This is a genomic window from Oleiphilus sp. HI0067 (genome assembly GCF_001635735.1).
The window spans coordinates 1-966 of the sequence record NZ_LWFI01000654.1; the positions used below are offsets into that span (position 1 = coordinate 1).

1 protein-coding gene is annotated in these 966 nt (G+C 49.2%); it reads right to left on the minus strand.

The annotated features are described in order from the left end of the window. Positions 1-920, minus strand: a 920-nt coding sequence (hemA, locus tag A3739_RS07210; protein WP_231877034.1) for a glutamyl-tRNA reductase, incomplete at its 3' end; no start/stop codon positions are given. Positions 921-966: the final 46 nt, after the last annotated feature.

The window sequence follows — 966 nt, forward strand, 5'->3', positions numbered from 1 at the left end:
TTTTCAGCATGCGCTCTGAATCGTCTTAAGCCGTCCCCCGCTTTTGAAATACGCAAATCACTCGTAAATCGGCGTACTCCAGCGTTAATAATCGACTCGGCATCGTCAGCAGCCCTTTCTCTCGAACGCTTATTCTCATCAATCACATTGGCAAGGTCATCAACCGTATATAAATACACATCCGCCAATTCACCCACTTGCGGTTCGATATCTCTAGGGACCGCGATATCCACCATGAAAAACGGCCGATGTTTCCTTAACTTTAATGCACGCTCAACAGCGCCCTTACCTAGAACTGGCAGTGGACTCGCAGTAGAGGAAATAACAATGTCTGCATCGACCAACAAATCAGGAATATCACCTATTAAAGCTGCTTGACCACCGACTTCATCTACCAAATCTTGCGCACGCGCCAAAGTACGATTCGCAATAGTTAAGTCTTTAATGCCAGCTTGACGTAAGTGTTTCGCTACAAGCTCAGTTGTTTTACCCGCTCCGACCAACAACGCTTTGCTCTGACTCAACTGACCAAATAACTGCTTTGCCAAAACCACTGACGTCGCTGCAACCGATACTGCACTCTCGCCAATCGCCGTCTCTGTACGCACCTGTTTAGCCGTCGAGAAACTCGTTTCAAGGAGACGCCCCAACCGCCCAGTAACTGAGCCCGCCTCAAGCGCACTAGCATACGCAGATTTGAGCTGCCCTAAGATCTGCGGCTCACCCAAAACAAGTGACTCCAACCCTGCCGCCACACGCATAACGTGTCGCACTGCATCGTCGTTGCCATAACAGAAGCAATTTCGCTCAATAAGGTCGACATTAACGTGGTGAAATTTCGCGAGCCAATCTGAAACATCACGTTTTCCGTAACCGCCATCAACCGAACAATATATCTCCGTCCGGTTACACGTAGACAAAATAACGCCCTCGCTCACCTGATGCTGCGCGACGAAAGACGACAAG